Source organism: Stutzerimonas stutzeri, from assembly GCF_002909485.1.
GTDB classification, from domain to species: domain Bacteria; phylum Pseudomonadota; class Gammaproteobacteria; order Pseudomonadales; family Pseudomonadaceae; genus Stutzerimonas; species Stutzerimonas stutzeri_AH.
In genome coordinates this window covers 261753-277611 of sequence record NZ_PPXG01000007.1, presented here as the reverse complement: position 1 = coordinate 277611, position 15859 = coordinate 261753, and the positions used below count along the sequence as shown (strand labels likewise).

Annotated in this window: 11 protein-coding genes; 7 read left to right on the top strand and 4 right to left on the bottom strand. The window is 61.8% G+C overall.

Annotation, left to right across the window (positions count from 1 at the left end; all coding sequences use genetic code 11):
* Positions 1–39 precede the first annotated feature (39 nt).
* The 4 genes from CXK91_RS17810 to CXK91_RS17795 all read left to right on the top strand — a co-directional run bounded on the left by CXK91_RS17810 (position 40) and on the right by CXK91_RS17795 (position 7346).
* Positions 40–5283, top strand: a complete 5244-nt coding sequence (locus CXK91_RS17810) for a DNA repair ATPase (RefSeq protein ID WP_103457441.1) — start codon at positions 40–42, stop codon at positions 5281–5283.
* A gap of 47 nt (positions 5284–5330) precedes the next feature.
* Positions 5331–5825, top strand: a complete 495-nt coding sequence (locus CXK91_RS17805) for a rhomboid family intramembrane serine protease (protein ID WP_272887585.1) — start codon at positions 5331–5333, stop codon at positions 5823–5825.
* 15 nt (positions 5826–5840) lie between these two features.
* Positions 5841–6533 carry a phospholipase D-like domain-containing protein gene (locus tag CXK91_RS17800; RefSeq protein WP_103457409.1) on the top strand — a complete coding sequence of 231 codons (693 nt, stop codon included), beginning with the start codon at positions 5841–5843 and terminating at the stop codon, positions 6531–6533.
* A gap of 270 nt (positions 6534–6803) precedes the next feature.
* Positions 6804–7346 carry a YaeQ family protein gene (locus CXK91_RS17795; RefSeq protein ID WP_103457408.1) on the top strand — a complete coding sequence of 181 codons (543 nt, stop codon included), beginning with the start codon at positions 6804–6806 and terminating at the stop codon, positions 7344–7346.
* A 47-nt stretch (positions 7347–7393) separates the two neighbouring features.
* Here the strand turns inward: CXK91_RS17795 and CXK91_RS17790 are convergent, their stop codons facing one another.
* From CXK91_RS17790 to CXK91_RS17775, 4 genes are all read right to left on the bottom strand, one after another.
* Positions 7394–8614, bottom strand: a complete 1221-nt coding sequence (locus CXK91_RS17790; RefSeq protein WP_103457407.1) for an NRAMP family divalent metal transporter — start codon at positions 8612–8614, stop codon at positions 7394–7396.
* 114 nt (positions 8615–8728) lie between these two features.
* Complete coding sequence (locus CXK91_RS17785) at positions 8729–9643, bottom strand: biotin-dependent carboxyltransferase family protein (RefSeq protein WP_103457406.1); 915 nt, start codon at positions 9641–9643, stop codon at positions 8729–8731.
* A complete protein-coding gene (gene pxpB / locus CXK91_RS17780; protein WP_103457405.1) occupies positions 9640–10347 on the bottom strand; it encodes a 5-oxoprolinase subunit PxpB in 708 nt (235 codons plus the stop codon). The genes CXK91_RS17785 and pxpB overlap by 4 nt, the downstream gene beginning before the upstream one ends.
* Positions 10344–11093, bottom strand: coding sequence for a 5-oxoprolinase subunit PxpA (locus tag CXK91_RS17775; protein ID WP_103457404.1), 750 nt, complete (start codon positions 11091–11093; stop codon positions 10344–10346). The genes pxpB and CXK91_RS17775 overlap by 4 nt, the downstream gene beginning before the upstream one ends.
* Positions 11094–11285: 192 nt before the next feature.
* On the opposite strand from CXK91_RS17775, the gene CXK91_RS17770 reads away from it, so the two are divergent.
* From CXK91_RS17770 to CXK91_RS17760, 3 genes are all read left to right on the top strand, one after another.
* Positions 11286–11813, top strand: coding sequence for a winged helix DNA-binding protein (locus tag CXK91_RS17770; RefSeq protein WP_003283847.1), 528 nt, complete (start codon positions 11286–11288; stop codon positions 11811–11813).
* Between the two features lie 28 nt (positions 11814–11841).
* Positions 11842–13557, top strand: a complete 1716-nt coding sequence (gene recJ, locus CXK91_RS17765; RefSeq protein WP_103457403.1) for a single-stranded-DNA-specific exonuclease RecJ — start codon at positions 11842–11844, stop codon at positions 13555–13557.
* Between the two features lie 129 nt (positions 13558–13686).
* On the top strand, positions 13687–15780 hold the full coding sequence (locus CXK91_RS17760; protein WP_103457440.1) for a molybdopterin-dependent oxidoreductase: 2094 nt from the start codon (positions 13687–13689) through the stop codon (positions 15778–15780).
* Positions 15781–15859: the final 79 nt, after the last annotated feature.

Genomic DNA, 15859 nt, shown 5'->3' with positions numbered 1-15859 from the left:
CGTTGCTTGCAGACCGCATAGATTCAAGGAAGACCCATGATGTCGGACGTCCAAGCCGAAAATACCCAGGACATTCTCGATAAAGCCGTCGCGCAAGGCGGTGCTTACGAGGTGCTGCACAAGCGACTGCAGGAGCAGGGATTACGTCTTCGGCATATCACCGAGAGCTTGAACGAAGAGCGCCTGGAGGCCTTCGGCAGTAGCCGAATGGAGGTGGTGGGACGCGTCCGTATCCGTACCGAGAATAACTGCACTGCACGTGACATCGCCCAGGTCGGCGACAGCTTGCTGTTTGGCTACAACGTTTTTCTCGGGCTCAAGAAAGAAACCCGTGTCGAGGACGTATTTTCGATCTATCGATTGAGCGAGCAGGCCGAGGGCTACGAAGCCCAAGCCGTGTCGCTTGAGGGCAGCTTTCTTGCCCAGAGCAGCTTCGTAAACGACTTCAACGAGCTGTACACCTACTACAAAAACACCCGCTTGCTGCAGCTGATAGTGCGTGACGGCAAGCTGCTGGCCAGCTTCCAGATCGGCGAGCGGGTCACGGACATCCGGGTATTCCGCTGGTCAATCTCCAATGACGGCAAGGATGTCCGATACATCGACAACCGTGGCGAGCGCGATATCGCGTTGCCGGCACCATTCGATTTCGAATGGCAGAAGACTTCTCGTGAGATGGCGGTCAACGGCCGCCATCCGCATCTGAATATCCTCGACACATTGTTCGTCGAGACCATTGGCGGCGACCTGACCGTCAAGGTCGAAAACAATACTGACGACGGCCTAGGCATCTACCGTGAGGCGGTGCTGGACAAGACCCAGTCCCTCGACGATGCCCAGATCGAATACGCCAGGCTCGGTAGCCTGATCCTGCTCAAGGTGCTGCCGTATCGGGAAGAGCAGTGGCGCTATCTGGTCTTCAACAGCCTGACGCGCACGGTTGAGCGCCTTGATGCAATTGGGCTCGCCTGCGTTCAGTTGCCAGAAGACCATGGAATCATCTTCCCTGGCGGCTACTACCTGCAGAACGGAGAGTCGAAGGCATTCGAGCAGTCGATGGACGGCATGCGCTTCAAGCGCGCGGTGCGCTCACCTAACGGTGAAGATGTGCAGTACATCTTCTACCATCCGGAAGAAGGGCGATCGGCGTTATTTACCTACAACATGATCGACCGCCAACTGCAGAATCCGATCTTCGGTCATGGCTATGCCCGGCTCGAAGACGGGCGCATGGTGATCTTTTCCGCCGAAGGCAGTGAGCCCACACGCATTCACCCGATGCAAATCTGGCAGACGCCGTTCTGTACCGATGACTTCGCCGCTCGGCAGCCTGCGCGCAGCGGGTTTTTTGGGCGCATCGGCAACGCCGAGTTGGTGCGCGGCGTATCCGACCTTTTCAACCTGAGTCGCGAGATCGATGCGCCGCAGATATCGGTGCAGCGTTATACCCAACTCTGCCAGAACACCCGCCGTCTGTTCGATGCTTACCACTGGCTGGGCGATGCCCAGTGCCAGGGGCTTGCCCTGCTGCTGCGCGAGATTGCAGCGACCGGCGAGCTGGTGCTCGATGAATTCGAGAAGGTCGAGAGCATTCGTCAGCAATCGACCCGCGCGATGGCCGAAGCTCAAACTCGCCAGAAGGCGCTGCTCTCCGGGCTGCTGACCGACAGCTGGGACAGGGTGCAGCAGTTCGTCGAAGCGTTAAACGCAATCAACTCACATCGTGGCCAGCTGCTGACCATTCGTGACTACCGCTATATCGATGTCTCGCGCATCGATGCCATGGAGGCCGAACTGCTCGAGGCGCAGGAACGGGCCAGCTTGGCGACTTCGAGGTTCCTGGCCAGCGATGCGGCGCTCGAGCCTTACCTGCTGGAACTCAGTGACCTCGATGCGGTGGCGCAGAAGGCGGAAACCGTCACCCAGCTCAATGAGCCCTTGGCCGGCATGCAGGAGATGGCTGCAGGGCTGGACATGCTTTCGGGCCTGATGGCGTCGTTGTCGATTGATGATGCCACCGAGCGCACCCGCATCGTTGAATCGATTTCGGAAGTGTACGCACGTCTCAACCAGGCCAAGGCGCGAGCGGAGCAGCGCCGCAAGGGGCTCGGTTCGGCGGAAACAGTCGCCCAGTTCGGTGCTCAGTTCAAATTGTTCAGCCAGGGCATCACCAACGCTTTGGCCCAGGCATCGGACCCGGAGCGCTGCGACGAGCAGCTCTCACGTCTGCTGGTGCAGCTCGAGGAGCTGGAAAGCCAGTTCGGTGATCACGAACAGTTCCTCGGCGACATCCTGAGCAAGCGTGAGGAGTTGCTGGAGACCTTCGAGGCGCACAAGCAGAGCCTGCTTGATGACCGCCAGCGCCGCGCCCAGGGCGTTCTCGATGCTGCGTCGCGCATTCTCGACAGCCTCGGTCGCCGTACTGCCCGGCTGAACCAGACCGAGGAGCTCAACGCCTTCTTTGCCGCCGACCCGCTAATTCTCAAACTGCGTGAGATGGTGGGACGCCTGCGCGACCTCAAGGACAGCGTCAAGGCAGACGATGTGGAGGCGCGCCTGAAGAGCGCCCGCGACCAGGCGGTGCGGGCGATGCGCGACAAGAGTGAGCTGTTCGAGGCCGGTGGCAATGTCATCCGGCTGGGCCCGCGCCACCGCTTTAACGTCAACACGCAGGAGTTGGATCTGACCCTGCTGCCCCGTGGTGATCAGCTCTATCTGCACCTGACCGGGACCGATTTTCTCGAGCCGTTGCGTGATCCCGAGCTCGAAGCGTTACGCGAATTCTGGCAGGTGTCGCTGGAGTCGGAATCGGAAGCGTTGTACCGCGCCGAGTACCTGGCCGGCGAAGTGCTCGCCGCCGCAGATGGCGGACACGACGGCCTGGATATCAATAGCCTAAAGCAGCTACTCGCCGACCGTGAGGCGCTGACCAGGCGCATTCGAGATTTTGCCGCCCCTCGTTACCGGGAAGGTTACGAAAAGGGTATCCACGATCACGATGCGGCGCTGATCCTGGCGCGCCTGCTACCGCTTCGCGACAGCGCAGGGCTGCTTAGCCATACGCCGATGGCGCGAGGCACTGGCTGTTTTTTCTGGAACAGCGTCCAGGGTGAGGCCATTGCGTTGGAGTGGCCAGAGCGCGCCCGCACCAGTCGGCATATTCAGCAGCTCTTTGGTCGCCGTGATGGACTCGATCAGCTTGAGGCGGAAATCGCTTCGGCGATTGAGCGGTTCGCGGCCGACGAAGGGATGACGCTGCCGTCCGGGCTGCCAATAGACGCAGCGCGCTATCTCGTACAGGAGCTGGCTGGCGAACGCATCGAATTCGTCTTCAGCAAATACGCGCGCCAGCTGCTTGTCTCGCTGCAGGCAAAGCTGGAAGCGGCACGTGTCTGGGATGGCTATGTGCAGACATTGGAGCGCCTGCAGGCGCGCCCAGCGGCGCGGTGGGCGCTGGTGGACAACTGGTTGCAAGGACTCTGCGATCAGGGCGAGCTGTCCGACCTTGCTCGTTACATCCCCGAAGCAGTGGCGCTGGCTCTTTTGCCGGAGGGGCAGAGCAGGCGGGTCACTGAAGTGGATCTGCGTTTTGCTGTAGAAGAGCTGATGGGCAACCACCCACGCATTGAAGACCAGCGACTGATGCTGTCGCTGGATGACTATTTCGAGCGGCTCGAGAACCATCGCCGACGCTTCCTGCCACAACTTCGGCGTTATCAGGCCTTGCGTCAGGACGTGATCGGTCGTGAGCGTGAGGCGCTGCGCCTTAGCGAGTTCAAGCCACGGCCGCTGAGTTCTTTCGTGCGCAACAAGCTGATAAACGACGTTTATCTGGGGTTCATTGGCGACAACCTCGCCAAGCAGATGGGCACTGCAGGAGAGAACAAGCGCACCGATTTGATGGGGCTTTTGATGCTCATCTCGCCGCCTGGCTACGGCAAGACAACCCTGATGGAATATGTAGCCCATCGATTGGGGCTGATCTTCATGAAGATCAATGGCCCGGCGTTGGGCCACGAGGTTCGTTCGGTGGACCCTGCGCAAGCGCCCGATGCCACTTCGCGCCAGGAGCTGGAGAAGCTCAATCTGGCTCTGGAGATGGGAAACAACGTGATGCTGTATGTCGATGACATCCAGCACACCCATCCAGAATTCCTGCAGAAATTCATCTCGCTTTGCGACGGTACGCGGCGTATCGAAGGCGTCTGGAAGGGCAAGACCAAAACCTATGACATGCGTGGCAAGAAATTCTGCGTGATCATGTCCGGCAACCCCTATACCGAATCCGGTGACGTCTTCAAAATCCCTGACATGCTTGCCAACCGTGCGGATATCTACAACCTCGGCGATACGCTCGGAGGCATGCAGGAAGCATTCAGCCTCAGCTATATCGAGAATGCGTTGACCTCCAATCCGATCCTGGCGCCGCTGGCTACCCGCGACATGGCCGATGTCTACCGGCTGGTCGACAAGGCCCAGGGCAAGCCGTTCTCCGCCAATGAGCTGTCGTACAGCTACAGCGCCGCCGAGATCAACGAGATCACCGCTACGCTCGAACGCTTGATGCAGGTGCGCGATGTCGTAGGCAGGGTCAACCAGCAGTACATCGTCAGTGCCGCGCAGGCCGACCAGTACCGTAGCGAGCCGCCGTTCAAGTTGCAGGGCAGTTACCGCAACATGAACAAGATGGCTGAGAAGATCAGTTCGGTGATGAACCAGGCAGAGCTGTTGCAGCTGATCGCCGACCATTACCAGGGTGAATCGCAGTTGCTCACCACTGGTGCCGAGGAAAACCTGCTCAAGCTCGCTGAGCTGCGCGGCAATATGACGGACACTCAGGCCGAGCGCTGGGCGCAGATCAAGCGTGACTTCATGCGCAACAAGGCCATGGGCGGCAGTGACACCGATGTCGGGGGCCGCGTAGTCGCGCAGCTCAACGATCTGGTCGAAAGCGTGCGCGGGCTGAGCACGGGCAAGTCCGACCGTGATGAGGCGCGTATTCCCTGGGAGCAACTGATTAGCGGGCTGGATAATCTTGGTCGGCTAAGACCGCAGGTAGAAGTTGTCGCACCGCCTCAGCCAGCCGTACAGAAGCTGCTGGAGAATCTGGCCGACAGCCTGCAGAACAGTTTTCTGCCGCTGATCAAAACCATGGATAAGAAGATCGATATCGACTTGCGTACCCACCATCGGATGCTGGAGATATCCGCTCAACTGCGTGAGCTTGGCGAACATCTCGGCCAGGAGCAACGCAACGTCGAACCCCACGATGGAGTGCCGTGAAGCGAGCGCTCGGTGAGCTGCGCTTTCTGGCCGTATTGGCTGGAGGCATGGTGCTTGTGCAGCTCGCCAACAGCTTTACCGGCGGTGCGCTGAATGTATGGGGGTTGGTGCCGCGTCAGGTGCAGGCGCTGCCTGGCATTCTGATCGCGCCCTGGCTGCACGGCGGCTGGGCGCACCTGCTGAGCAACCTCAGCGGCCTCATGATTCTTGGGTCACTGGTGTTGCTGCGCTCCCGACGTGATTTCGTTCTGGCAAGCATTTTCATCATCGTCGGCAGCGGCGGGTTGGTGTGGTGCTTTGGTCGAACCGGCGTGCACATCGGCGCTAGTGGCTGGCTTTTTGGTTTCTGGGGGCTATTGCTCGCCCGTGCCTGGATCGACCGTAGCCTGCTTGACCTGTTGCTTGCGGGGCTCGTGTTCATTTTTTATGGCGGTTGGCTGTTCGGGCTATTGCCGCGTGACGGAGTTTCCTTCGAATACCATCTGGCCGGTGCGTCGTGCGGCGTGCTTTACGCTGTGCTGTCGCGTAACCGGCGCCTCTGACAAAAAGGACTTTGTGTGGATTCCAATCGACTTGACCAACAATTGCGCGACAGCTTGGCCGATCTGCGCCTGAGCAACGAAGAGCGCGACGAGTTGCGTCAGCTGGGCCGCGAGCTGACAGTTGACCAGATACGCTTCCTGCGTAATCGGGCTTTCGCCTTGGTGCGCGAGCTTAGCCGTGAGCCGGCGAACGTTGAGCCTGCGCTTAAATGGCTGGAGCAGGTGATCAAGACGCTCGACTCCTGCTCCACTCCAGTCAGGGTAGAGCAGGCCAGCGCACATTTCAGTCCGGGCGAGAGCTGCCGTCGCAAGATTCGCGACCTCTGCCGGCAGGCGCGCAAGAGCGTGGATATCTGTGTTTACACAATTTCCGATGATCAGCTCAGTGAGGAGATTCTGGCCTGCCACCTACGGGGCGTAACGGTGCGGGTAATCAGCGACAACGAGAAACAGTATGACGCGGGCAGCGACATCCAGTGGTTGCGCGATAAGGGCGTGCCGTTGCGTATCGACTCTGGCCCATACCACATGCATCACAAGTTCGCGCTATTTGACGGGCGCCTGCTCCTCAACGGCAGTTTCAACTGGACCCGTAGCGCGACCACCAGCAATGAGGAAAATCTGCTGGTGATCGATCATCCACAATTGCTGGCCGATTACGCGCGCGAATTCGAGAACCTTTGGGCGCGTTATGCGGACAATCGTTAACGGCGAAATCCGTCAAGTTGCCTGGTGCAGCCGCCATAAAATCTTCGCTGAACACTTTTTGTCGCGTGAGCGCGAGGCTTTCATGATCGCCCCGGCCGGATATTTACAAAGCTCCGCTTGGGCCTGTCAGGGCCTATCAGAAGAAGGGCGAATGGATTCTTGTGGAATCAAGTAAGGGTCGGTGATTTCAATTGCCAACCCGATCCTCCCACAGGCTCACGGCCAAATAATTCTGTAGACTCTTCGCCTTTCGTTCGCCGGATGCCCGCCATGGCGCTGCAAGCCACCCCTTACAAAGTTGAAATCAATCTCACCGATCTCGATCGTCATGTTTATCAAGATCTGCGCTTCACCGTGGCTCGTCATCCATCGGAGACTGAAGAGCGGATGGTCGCGCGGCTGATTGCTTATGTGCTCTGGTACGGCGAGCAGTTGGCCTTTGGCCGCGGGCTGTCGGATGTTGATGAACCCGCGTTGTGGGAAAAGAGTCTGGACGATCGCGTGCTGCACTGGATCGAAGTGGGTCAGCCTGACGCTGAGCGGATTACCTGGTGTTCGCGCCGCGCCGAGCGTTTCAGCCTAGTGGCCTATGGCAACCTGCGGGTCTGGCAGACCAAAGTGCTCGATAGCGTACGTACCCTGAAGAAAATCAACGTCGTGGCGGTGGGGCAGGAGGCGCTGGAGTCCGTTTCGCGTGATTTGCCTCGGTCGATTAGCTGGAGCGTAATGGTCAGCGAAGGCTCGATGTTCATTACCGATGAGCGCGGCCAGCACGAAGTGCCGCTGGAGTGGCTGATCGGCGAGCGCGGCTAGGCGCCAGCGATGATAGAGGAGGGCGCGACGGCCCTCCTATGTTGGCGTCAGGACTGCCAGAACTGCACGAAGGCGTTAAACGACATCACCACCCCAACCGCCGTGGCCACCATGGCCAGCAGGCCGAACACCAGCATCCAGGTCGGATGACGGTACTCGTTACCGACGATGCTCGGCTTCTTCGCCGCCCAGAGAATGCAGGCCAGTGCCAATGGCAGTACCAGGGCATTGAGCGTTCCGGCCACGACAAGCACCTTCACCGGTTGCCCCACCAGACTGTAGATCAGCGTCGAGCAGGCGATGAAGGCGATGACCATCCGCTGGTTGTGGCGCTGGATGCTTTCATGCAACGAGTACATGAAGGTCACGCTGGTATAAGCGGCGCCGATCACCGATGACACCGAGGCGGCCAGCAGCACTACACCAAAGATCTTGTAGCCGATGGTGCCCATCGAGTGGGAGAACACCGACGCAGCGGGGTTGCTCGGGTCGAGAGTCAGGCCCTGGGTGACGACACCGAGGGCTGCGAGGAACAGGCAGATGCGCACGACGCCGGTGGTGGCGATACCGATCACGGCCGCGCGGGTTACCAGTCTGACATTCTCTACACCGGTGATGCCGGCCTCGACCAGTCGATGGCCACCGGAGAACGAGATATAGCCTCCGACCGTGCCGCCTACCAATGTCACGATCGGCAGTAGCAGGATCAGCGGGTCGTCCGGGTTGAAGCTGCGACTCATGGCCTCCAGCAACGGCGGGTTCGATTGCAGCATGGCGTAGCCGATCATGCACAGCATCACCAGCCCGAGCACCTGCATCACCGAGTCCATTACGCCCTTGGCGTTGCGTAGCAGGAATATGCCGATGATCAGCACGGCGGCGATCAACGAGCCGATTATCGGTGGGATGCCGAAGATGACGTTCATTGCCAGGCCGGCGCCACCGATGTTGCCGATGTTGAAGGCTATGCCGCCTAGCACGATGAAGGCGGATATCAGATGGCCGACGCCGGGTATCACCCGGTTGGCGACGTCTTGGCCGCGCAGGTTGGCAACGGTGATCACCCGCCAGATATTGAGCTGGGCACCGATGTCGATGAGCAAAGAGATCAGGATTGCGAAGGCGAAACTCGCCAGATACTTCTCGGTGAACAGCGACGTTTGGGTTAGAAACGCGGGTCCGATGGACGAGGTGGCCATGATGAAAATGGCGCCGCGTAGGACGTTGCGCTGAGCGGGAGTGCCGCGTTCGGCTTGTGTGGCTTGCATTGGATACCTTCTTTTTCTTGGCGTTGGGGCAGGTAGAAATGCGCCCGGGTCATACCCGGCAATGTTGTTCTTGTAGGAATAACTGGCTGCTGGTCAGCGGTTTCTTATGAGCGACTACCGCCACTGTGCGAGCAGTTCGCGATGCGCCCGTTGCGCGGCCTCCAGTGCGATCGGTTTGAGCCTTAGCGAGGTGCCGGGCAGGCACTGCGCCAGCTGGGCCACAGCTGCAGGTGTCAGCGCGCCGAGACGTGGATAGCCGCCGATCGTCTGGCGGTCGTTGAGCAGGATGATCGGCTGTCCATCGGCCGGAACCTGGATCGCGCCGAGCGGGACGCCCTCGGAAATCATTGATGAGCGTGCGCTGTGCAGTACGGGGCCGCGCAAGCGCACGCCCATGCGATCGGCTCGTTGATCGACCGTCCAGTCGCTGTTGAAGGCATCGAACAGGCTCTGGCCGCTGAAATCGCCAAACTGCGCACCGAGCACGACCGCGAGGCTCGGCCTCGAAAGCGGGGTGACGGTTTGCGCGGGCAGCTCCCGGGAAGTGTCAGAAGCACCGCCGAGCCAGTGCAAGCGGTTACCCTCGGTCAACGCTTGGCCGTCACCGGTCAAGCCGCCAAGCTGCTCGCGCCGCACCGTGGCGCAGCTCCCCAGCACCGGTGTCGCCTGAAAGCCGCCTGGCGCAGCGAGATAGGCGCGAACGCCTCGCTTCGGATGCGTGAAGGTAAGCAGCTGACCCTTACGGACCTCGAAGCTGCGTCCCGGCGCGATGGCCTCGTCATCGAGCGCGGCGCCGAGATCGGCACCGCAGATCGCCAGGCAGGTATCGGTTTGCGCGCGAAGGCTGAAATTCCCCAGCGTGATTTCCACCGTCGCGGCCTGCACCGGATTGCCAAGCAGCCAGTTGGCCCAGCTGTGGGAAATCCAGTCCACCGGGCCGCCCTGGGTAACGCCGAGGTGGCGGACGCCCATACGGCCGCCGTCCTGCAGGCTGGCCAATGCACCGGCGCGTTCGATAAGCAGGCTCATGCAGTGGTCTCCTCGAAGGGCCTGTCGTCACCGCCCAGGCGGACGAATTCGGCGCGCTCGATGGGCACAAAACGCACCCGGTCCCCTGGTTGCCAGAGGCTGTAGCCGTCGAGCTCGCGGTCGAACAGACGAACCGGGCTGCGCCCGATCAGATTCCAGCCGCCCGGTGAAACCAGTGGATAGATCGCCGTCTGCCGATCGGCGATGCCCAGACTTCCCGCCGGCACCTGCTTGCGCGGTGTGGCCAGGCGCGGGCTGGCCAGACGTTCGTCCACCAGTCCGAGAAAGGCGAAGCCCGGTGCGAAGCCCAGGGCGAATACCTGATAGATATGCGCGCTGTGTTGCTCGATCACGCCGGCTACACCGAGCCCGCTGCGTTTGCCCAATGACTCAAGCTCTGGACCGACGCTGGCGTCGTACCACACCGGTATATCGTGCTGGCGAGCACTTTCGGCAGCGGCCGGCTGCAGACCTTCAAGTGCCTGATGAAGATGCTGGCGGGCCTGCTGATCGTTCAGTCGGGTCAGGTCGTAATGCACCAGCAGGGTGGTGTAGGAAGGCACCAGATCGATCAGTGCCGTGCCGAAGGCGTCGTGCACCCGCTGACTGGCGGCGAGCATCCACGGCATATTGTCCTCGTCGATATGCTCGAACAGGCGCAGCACCAAGCTGTCGACGCCGACCACTTCGATCCGCGGCTTCATGCGGGAAGTGCCTGCAGCGCCTGGCGGATGCGCTGTACGGCGGCAACGGAGCCGGCATTGTCGCCATGCACGCAGAGGGTGTCGGCCTGCAGAATCAGCGTGCTGCCATCGCTCGCTGTCAGGGGTTCGCCCTTGGCCAAGCGCAGGGCCTGGTCGGCAACGGTGTCTGCATCGTGGTGGACGGCGCCTGGCAGGCTGCGCGAAACAAGCATGCCGGCGGCGTCGTAGGCACGGTCGGCGAACACTTCAAACCACAGGGTGATGCCCATTTCTTCCGCCAGCGCCTGGCTCGTGCTGTTGTCGCGGGTGGACATCAGCATCAGCGGCAGATTGGTGCTGTAGGCCTTGATGGCGCTCATGACCGCGCGCAGCAGTTCGGGCTGGCGCATCATGTCGTTGTACAGCGCACCGTGCGGTTTGACGTAGCGAACCTGCGTGCCTTCGGCGCGACAGATGCCGTCGAGCGCGCCGATCTGATAGAGCAACATGTCCTCCACTTCGGCGGGGCTGCAGGCCATGGAGCGGCGGCCGAAGCCGACCAGATCCGGATAGGCTGGATGGGCGCCAATGCGCACATCATGCTGTTTGGCCAACGCGACCGTGCGCCGCATGATCTGCGGGTCAGAGGCGTGGAAGCCACAGGCTATGTTGGCGCAGTCGATGAACGGCATCACCTCGGCATCCAGGCCCATGGTCCAGGCGCCGAAGCTTTCCCCTATATCGCAATTGAGTAAGAGACGACTCACGATGGCTGCTCCTTTCGAAATGGACTGGTGCGTTTGCGGCAGCGTTGAGGGTCGATACACTGATAAAGTATCGATAAATTATCAACGTATTTCTTCCGTCGGCCGTCTGAAGTGCCTGAGCGGACATTGCTGTATCCTTGCCCGCCACATCGATACGAACGGCGCTGCCGCTTCATCAATCAGGAACTCAAGATGGTTGACGCCAAAAGCCCCCGTCCGTTGCGATCTTCGATCGTCGCTTCGGCGCACCTCGCCGAGCAGTCCCAGGAACTGTCCGAGCTCGAGTACGGCATCATTGTCGCCAGCGCCGCGTTGATGCGCTGGATGGAGCGTTGCATGCAGGCCTGCGGCACGGTGGAGATGAACGCGCTGGACGTCATGGTGCTGCACAACCTCACCAGTCGAGGGCGCGCCAAGCGACAGGCGGACATCTGCCTGCTGCTCAACGTGGAAGACACGCACACCGTGACCTACGCGCTGAAGAAGCTCGGCAAACTCGGCCTGGTGGAAGGCGCGAAGCAGGGCAAAGAGATGTTCTATCGAACTACCGACAAGGGCCGCGCGCTCTGCCAGGAATACGCCGACATCCGCCGCGAATGCCTGATTGCCTCGTTCGAGAACCTCAATATCGACCCTGACGAGATCCACCGCCTGGCAGGCATGCTGCGCGCCATGTCCGGCTTGTACGATCAGGCCGCACGAGCGGCCACCTCCCTGTAATCCGTTTCACCGAGTCTGGAATCCGACGATGCGTATCGAACCCCGCCCCTTGCCCGAGCAGATGCCCGACCTTGGCGACCTGCCGCCGTTGCTGCAGCGGCTCTATGCTGCCCGGGGCGTGGCCAGCGCGGCGGAGCTGGACAAGGGACTGGCACGGCTGATCCCTTATAAGCAGCTCAAGGGTATCGATGCGGCGGTGGAACTGCTGGTCGAGGCGCTGGAGAAGCGCCAGCGCATCCTGTTCGTCGGCGACTTCGATGCCGACGGCGCCACGGCCAGCACTGTCGGCGTGCTCGGGCTGCGCCAGCTGGGTGCCGCCCATGTCGATTACCTGGTGCCCAATCGCTTCGACTATGGCTACGGTCTGACGCCGGAAATCGTCGCCGTCGCGCTGCAGCGCGAGCCCGATCTGTTGGTGACCGTGGATAACGGCATTTCCAGTGTCGACGGCGTGGCGGCGGCAAAGGCGGCTGGTTTGAAGGTGCTGGTGACCGACCATCACCTGCCGGGCCACGAACTGCCGGCGGCGGATGCCATCGTCAACCCCAATCAGCCTGAGTGTGCCTTTCCCAGCAAGTGCATCGCCGGTGTCGGGGTCATCTTCTACGTGCTGCTGGCCCTGCGCGCGCGCCTGCGTGAGCTGGACTGGTTCATCCGTCAGGGCTGGGCCGAGCCGAACCTGGCTGAGCTATTGGATCTGGTGGCGCTAGGCAGTGTCGCCGACGTGGTACCGCTGGATGCCAACAATCGCATCCTGGTCCATCAGGGATTGGCGCGGATTCGCGCGGGGCGCGCGAGGGCGGGCCTGCGGGCGATTCTGGAGGTCGCCGGGCGCGACCATCGGCGCATCACCTCTACCGACCTTGGCTTCATTCTCGGACCGCGGCTCAACGCGGCCGGGCGGCTGGATGACATGTCGCTGGGCATCGAATGCCTGCTCTGCGAGGACGAGGCACTGGCGCGCGATATGGCGGTCCAGCTCGATGAGCTGAACAAGGACCGCAAGAGCATCGAGCAGGGCATGCAGCGCGAGGCGCTGGCGCAGCTCAAGGATTTGCCGCTGGAGGACCTGCCGTTCGGCCTGTGCCTGTTCGAGGCAGACTGGCACCAGGGCGTGATCGGCATCCTGGCGTCGCGCCTGAAGGAGCGCTATCACCGTCCGACCATCGCCTTCGCCGATGCTGGCGACGGGCTGCTCAAAGGCTCGGCGCGTTCGGTGCCGGGCTTTCACATCCGCGATGCGCTGGATGCGGTTGCCGCCAAGCATCCCGGCTTGATCAGCAAGTTCGGCGGGCATGCCATGGCGGCCGGGCTATCGTTGCCGCAAGCCAATTTTGGCGCCTTTGCCGCTGCGTTCGACGCCGAAGTGCGCCGCCAGCTGTGCGAGGACGATCTCACCGGCCGGCTGCTCACCGATGGCCAACTCAGCGTTGAGGAGTTCCACCTGGAACTGGCCCGCGCGCTGCGCAACGCCGGGCCCTGGGGGCAGCACTTCCCCGAGCCGATGTTCCATGGTGTGTTCCAGCTGGTGCAGCAGCGCCTGGTTGGCGAGCGCCATTTGAAGCTGGTACTCAAGAGTGAATGTGGCTCGCTGACCCTTGATGGCATCGCCTTCAATATCGACCGCGAAATCTGGCCGAACCCGACGGTGCGCTGGGCCGAACTGGCCTACAAGCTGGACGTCAACGAGTACCGTGGCCAGGAAAGCGTGCAGCTGATGGTGGCGCATATCGCCCCGCGCTGACTGCCCCTTCGCCGGTCGATGATAGGCCGGCTGAATCCAGCGCCATTCCCCGTCAAGACGTCTGATTGTTGCCCGCGGCCATGGAGCCTAGAGTGGCTGGACAACAACAGCGCCATGCGGGAATCCGAAATGAGCGACACGACCGTCCATCACCGTGCCTGTCATCTGTGCGAAGCCATCTGTGGTCTGACCATCCAGACCGAAGGCGAACGAATCCTCTCGATCAAGGGCGACCCCCTCGACAGCTTCAGTCGCGGCCATATCTGTCCGAAGGCTGTCGCACTGCAAGACATCCAGAACGACCCTGACCGGCTGCGCCACCCGATGCGTCGCTGCGGCGATGAGTGGCAGGCAATCAGCTGGGAGGAAGCCTACGAACTGGTCGCCGATCGCCTGGCTGAGATCCGCGAGCGCCACGGCGCCAATGCCGTGGCCATCTACCAGGGCAACCCGAGCGTGCACAACTACGGGCTGATGACCCACAGCAATTACTTCCTCGGCTTGTTGAAGACGCGCAACCGCTTTTCCGCGACCTCGGTCGATCAGCTGCCGCATCACCTGACCAGCCATCTGATGTACGGCCACGGCCTGCTATTGCCCGTGCCGGATATCGACCACACCGATTTCATGCTGATCCTGGGCGGCAACCCACTGGCCTCCAACGGCAGCATCATGACCGTGCCCGACGTGGAGAAGCGGCTGAAGGCGATCCGTGCCCGGGGCGGCAAGCTGGTGGTGGTCGACCCGCGCCGCAGCGAGACTGCGGCCATCGCCGATCAGCACCTGTTCGTACGTCCGGGGCAGGATGCCGCACTGTTGTTCGGCCTGCTCAACACCCTGTTCGAGGAAGGGCTCACGCGTAGCACCGAACTCCCGCTGGACGGCATCGAGGAGGTGCGCACGGCGATCGCCGCGTTTACCGCCGAGGCGATGAGCGCCCGTTGCGGTATTCCGGCCGAGCAGATCCGCCAGCTGGGGCGGGATTTCGCTGCGGCGGACAAGGCGGTCTGTTATGGACGCATGGGCGTTTCGACCCAGGCCTTCGGTACGCTCTGTCAGTGGCTGGTGCAGCTGATCAACCTGGTCACCGGCAATCTCGATCGCGTCGGCGGCGCGCTGTGCACCGAGCCTGCGGTGGATCTGGTGGAAACCACCACGGGCGGGCATTTCGCCGCCTGGCGCAGCCGGATTTCGCAGCTGCCCGAGTACGGCGGCGAACTGCCGGTAGCGGCACTGGCCGAGGAGATGCTTGAGCCCGGGGAAGGGCAGGTGCGTGCATTGATTACCGTGGCCGGCAATCCGGTGCTCTCCACGCCCAACGGACGCAAGTTGGAGCAGGCGCTGGATGGGCTGGAGTTCATGCTCAGCGTCGACTTCTACATCAACGAGACGACCCGCTACGCCGACCTCATCCTGCCGCCGACCGCACCGCTGGAGCACGATCATTACGACGCGACATTCAATCTGCTTGCCGTGCGCAACGTTACCCGCTTCAACCAGCCGGTGCTGCCCAAGCCCGATGGCGCGCTGCACGACTGGGAAATCTTCATCGGACTGGCCAAGGCCTACGCGGTGCGGGTGGGTGTCGAGCTGAAGCCGACCATGCCGCCGCAGCAGATGATGGACCTGGCGCTGCGCCATGGGCCATACGGCGACAAGTCCGAGCGCAAGCTAAGCCTGGCCGCCCTGGAGGATTATCCCCACGGGCTGGATCTCGGGCCGCTCAAGCCAAACTTGGCGCGGCGCTTGAAAACGCCGAACAAGCGTATCCAGGCCGCGCCGACGCTAATGCTAGACGACCTGCAGCGCTTCGCCGCACAGCCTCAGGCGGGTGCCGACGAGCTGTTGCTGATCGGCCGCCGCCATGTACGCAGCAACAATTCCTGGATGCACAACTACCAGCGACTGGTGAAGGGCAAGCCGCGTCATCAGCTGCTGATGAATCCTGCGGACATGGCTGCTCGGACTTTGCAGGATGGTCAGCGGGTGCGCGTGCATTCGCGGGTCGGCGTGGTCGAGGTGGAGGCGCTGGCCAGCGAGGAAATGATGCCCGGCGTGGTCAGCCTGCCCCATGGCTGGGGGCACGCCCGTCCTGGCGTGCAAATGGATATCGCGCGGCAGCAGCCGGGCGTCAGCAGCAATGACCTGACCGATGAGCGTGAGCTGGACGTCTCCGGCAACGCGGCGCTCAATGGTGTGTCGGTGCAGGTCAGCGCCGCCTGAGGTTGACAGCTCCACCAATGTCGCGCTGGGCATGAGCGGCGAAACGGTCTCTACTCATGGATGTCCAATTTGCATCCAC

Coding starts and splice junctions, on each gene's coding strand:
- CXK91_RS17810 (WP_103457441.1), top strand. CDS start 40: ATGTCGGACGTCCAAGCCGAAAATACCCAGGACATTCTCGATAAAGCC.
- CXK91_RS17805 (WP_272887585.1), top strand. CDS start 5,331: ATGGTGCTTGTGCAGCTCGCCAACAGCTTTACCGGCGGTGCGCTGAAT.
- CXK91_RS17795 (WP_103457408.1), top strand. CDS start 6,804: ATGGCGCTGCAAGCCACCCCTTACAAAGTTGAAATCAATCTCACCGAT.
- CXK91_RS17790 (WP_103457407.1), bottom strand. CDS start 8,614: ATGCAAGCCACACAAGCCGAACGCGGCACTCCCGCTCAGCGCAACGTC.
- CXK91_RS17785 (WP_103457406.1), bottom strand. CDS start 9,643: ATGAGCCTGCTTATCGAACGCGCCGGTGCATTGGCCAGCCTGCAGGAC.
- pxpB (WP_103457405.1), bottom strand. CDS start 10,347: ATGAAGCCGCGGATCGAAGTGGTCGGCGTCGACAGCTTGGTGCTGCGC.
- CXK91_RS17770 (WP_003283847.1), top strand. CDS start 11,286: ATGGTTGACGCCAAAAGCCCCCGTCCGTTGCGATCTTCGATCGTCGCT.
- recJ (WP_103457403.1), top strand. CDS start 11,842: ATGCGTATCGAACCCCGCCCCTTGCCCGAGCAGATGCCCGACCTTGGC.
- CXK91_RS17760 (WP_103457440.1), top strand. CDS start 13,687: ATGAGCGACACGACCGTCCATCACCGTGCCTGTCATCTGTGCGAAGCC.